Origin of the sequence: Flavobacterium sp. (assembly GCF_029242675.1) — a bacterium.
In the GTDB taxonomy this organism is placed as follows: Bacteria; Bacteroidota; Bacteroidia; order Flavobacteriales; family Flavobacteriaceae; genus Flavobacterium.
This window is the reverse complement of sequence record NZ_JAQWTM010000298.1, coordinates 1-3,442: the sequence shown is the minus strand read 5'-3', so window position 1 is coordinate 3,442 and position 3,442 is coordinate 1. Positions and strand designations below refer to the sequence as shown.

The 3,442-nt window shown below is 35.4% G+C and carries 3 protein-coding genes and 1 pseudogene; all 4 read left to right on the top strand.

What is annotated here, in order from left to right:
* On the top strand, window positions 1-548 hold a 548-nt coding region (locus tag P8M54_RS10830), incomplete at its 5' end, for a hypothetical protein (RefSeq protein WP_300287860.1).
* 60 nt (window positions 549-608) lie between these two features.
* Entirely contained in the window at window positions 609-803 is a 195-nt protein-coding gene (locus tag P8M54_RS10825) for a hypothetical protein (protein WP_300287859.1), read from the top strand.
* An 852-nt stretch (window positions 804-1,655) separates the two neighbouring features.
* Complete coding sequence (locus tag P8M54_RS10820) at window positions 1,656-2,828, top strand: hypothetical protein (protein WP_300287858.1); 1,173 nt, start codon at window positions 1,656-1,658, stop codon at window positions 2,826-2,828.
* 151 nt (window positions 2,829-2,979) lie between these two features.
* A pseudogene (locus P8M54_RS10815) lies at window positions 2,980-3,442 on the top strand (oxidoreductase); the annotation flags it as partial.

The following is a 3,442-nucleotide window of genomic DNA, read 5'->3' as shown; positions in this document are numbered from 1 at the left end:
CTGACCCTAAAATGCCCTACTTTAAGGGTGATGGTGATGATGATCATTTGACCGTAGAGAATGGGGAAATAAAGGTTGTAACTAATAATGGTATGGAAGGTACTGTTATCGCAACTATGAAGGCTACTAACAAAATAAATTTTTCTTTTGGTGTTAGAGACAAAAATAATATTAACAACCGCTGGGCTTCACATGTAAGTTGGAGTAACGATCAGTTGTACTTTGATCCAGGAGTATGTTGTAATGGACCTGCAAGATCTATTGATAATAAAGCTAATCTTGATAAGTGGGATACCTACTCTTTCATAAGAGCAGCAAATACATCTACCATTAGATCCTCACTTTTTCAAAAGACGACAAGTTTTACTGGGCAATGTATAATAGCTAATAGCCTCTTTGCAATTGGCTTTGCAACCGGTGCTTTCTCAACCGAATATGCTACAACAGGTTTCAATGAATTTATAATGTATAAAACAGATATTGTATTGTCACAAGTCCAGGAAATAGAGGCAGATGCCAAAACTTTTTGGGGTATTATTAAACCGTAATATGAAAAGCTCATAAATTTACTTGTCTTACTTAACGCCTTATTTTGTATACATCATCATGTGGCATTCTACGATGCAGGAAATTTACAAATGCATGGTACTGCACATGTTGGTTTCCATACTAATGATATCAAAGACGGGGTTTTTAATAACAACAGCGGTAGCGTAGGTTTATACAACCAAGATCAAAGGATTACAGTTTTAGGAAACAACAAAACGATTTTTTCAGATCCTACTGTCGATTTTTTCAGATAATAGATTGAATGTTAAGCTCAAGCTAGGATTACCAGACAGAACGCATTTTTATGTTTTAGATTTTCACGATTTAGGGATTTCTTGGCAAGGTTGGGTATATGTAAAACGTTGACAAGGACTAGATCGACATTTATTTTAGATAGCATGATTTCATGCCAATTATTCTCTTCAAAGCAGATTTAAAGATTTTAAAAAAGGTACCAAGCTACTAGTAGTTAATAATGTAGATACCGATTTGATCGAAAAAAAAATTGCGAATGTCAATGATATTAAGTTTGACAGTTTTACAACGCCATCTACATTAAATATTTTTCATGGTATCGATTGGATCAGTCTTGAACATAAGGGAACGTTAGGATTTGTGTTTTTTGCAGGGGCTGATGATATTCCTATTGTGGACAATAATTAATTATTTTGGGATAAAACTCATAATAAGTTGGGGGTGGGAAAAGAAGCGCTTGATAATAAGTTCAAATTACTAAAGCAGTTCGTTTTGCAGGCGTTTTAGATTTAGATTTTTTCAAAATATGAATGCCGCTGTTTATATAGAACATTTCCTTGAATCCCTTATAGTATCCCTATTCACAGCCTTTTGCCCAAAAGTAAATTTATTTTTAACGATTAGTAGTACAAAATAAACGTTAAAATAATTTGGTAGTACCTATGATATTTTATAAATTGAAACAATTTAAAAATAATTAAGCGTTGGTTATCAGTAAATTAAGCTTAATTAAAGACAGTTGTTTTACCAATTTATTAATATTAAATTTTACTATGGTAAATAAAAGGATAACAATTTTTCTCTCATTTGTAACCGCTTTATTATTCCTCGAATGTGCACTAGCACAAAAAGTGACTGCTATAAACCACAAAGGCACAAAAGTTAGTATTATTAATAATACTGTAACTACCTCAGATACCATACTCGAGAGTCCCAACGAAAATGATATATGGTTTGATACTACATTTGACCCTCAAGTGGTCAAAATTTTTGATGGCACTAACTGGATTAATATAGCACACAGAGGAACGCCAGGATCTCTGTTTTATGCAGATGAAAACGGCGATCCTTCCGAAAATAATGATAGACTTTTTTGGGATAGCGATAAAGATCGATTGGGTGTAGGGACAAATGCGCCAACACATAGACTTGAAGTCGAAGGAACGATGGCGGCGGAAGGTATCGTTAATAGTAATGGATCGATTGGTCGACCATCCTATCGTTTTAAGAATGATATAGATACTGGAATTTCTAGACTTGCCGCTGACGAACTTAGTTTTATTGTTGGCGGTTACGAAGCACTTCGTATCGACGAACCCACAGTGGGAGTCACCAAGGTAATCGTCAACCAAACTTTAGAATTAGAAGGTCCCTTGCTTGATAGTTTAAATTCCCCGGGGACTGTTGGTCAAATTTTATCGTCGACTGCTACAGGTACGACTTGGATTGATCATGCGTCTTTATCAATAAGTCCAGAAGTAGGAAACCAAATCACAACTGCTGCAGATGGTGGAATATATTATGGGGAAAATGTGCATACAGGTTATTTTATAATTACACCTCCAACAACTATAGCTGCAGGGACTTCAAACACTCTAGCGGTAGACGGCCTTCCATTTGAGCCTTCTCAAGTCACATTTAGTGCCAACGCTAATATTGAGGGGGTCGATATTAATAATAATGAAAGTGGCAGTAGCGATTTAGATAATTCTTTCGGTTCAAGTGAGGGTTTTGCACGTAAGGATGCGACAAGTACCGTTCAGTATTTTTCCTATGTAGGCGGTTCTGATGGAATAGGAATAAGAAACACCTCTAGATACAGTTTGATAAATCACTGTCTGGGTTTGCGATATAGCGATCAAGACGGTAATGATTTAGGAAGAATTACTGTCAAGTTAGAAAGTTTTGATTCAGATGGATTTACTTTGAATGCGGTGTACGCACAAGGAACTGTTGGTGATGAAGCTAATAAAAACGAGATATTCAATGAAAATTTATTAGTTATCTACACTGCTTATAAGTAGAGAAGGGGGTATTTCATGCAAAATTAAAATATTTAACTCTATTTCTTTTCGAAAAAAAAACTACTTTTTCACTGCCATAAAATTCCGTTATTGCAAGTATTTTAAAACTATCTTTGCGCTCTTAAAAATAGAGCAATTAAAATTTCAGAAGATGGGCAATGAAGTGGGAATAAATGAATCAGTAATATCATTCGAAGAAATAAATCGTTGTATTGCTGTGTTAACGCAACTGAATGCAGATACAGAGCTAATTTTTGATATTCCTAAAGAACAACGCACTGCTTTATTTATTGCTGCATTCCAATTGTCAAGGCCTGATCGCGATGAATTAGCCCGCCGTAAAAAAGATGGAAAGGCGATTGCCAAGCGTAAGAAAGAAAAGCAAGATCGAACAGCTCGTAAAGAAACTGGAATTCGATATGCTCGTGAGGCGGCCGTTTTTGAAGCGCCTAAATTACTCTTGGCAACTGATTTACAAAGCAAAGAGCAGTTAGAATTAAAAGTCCCTCGTAATTGCTACGTTTGTAAAACGCCATTTACCATAATGCATCATTTTTATGATAGTATGTGTTGCGAATGCGGTGATTTAAATTACGCAAAACGTTTTCAAACAG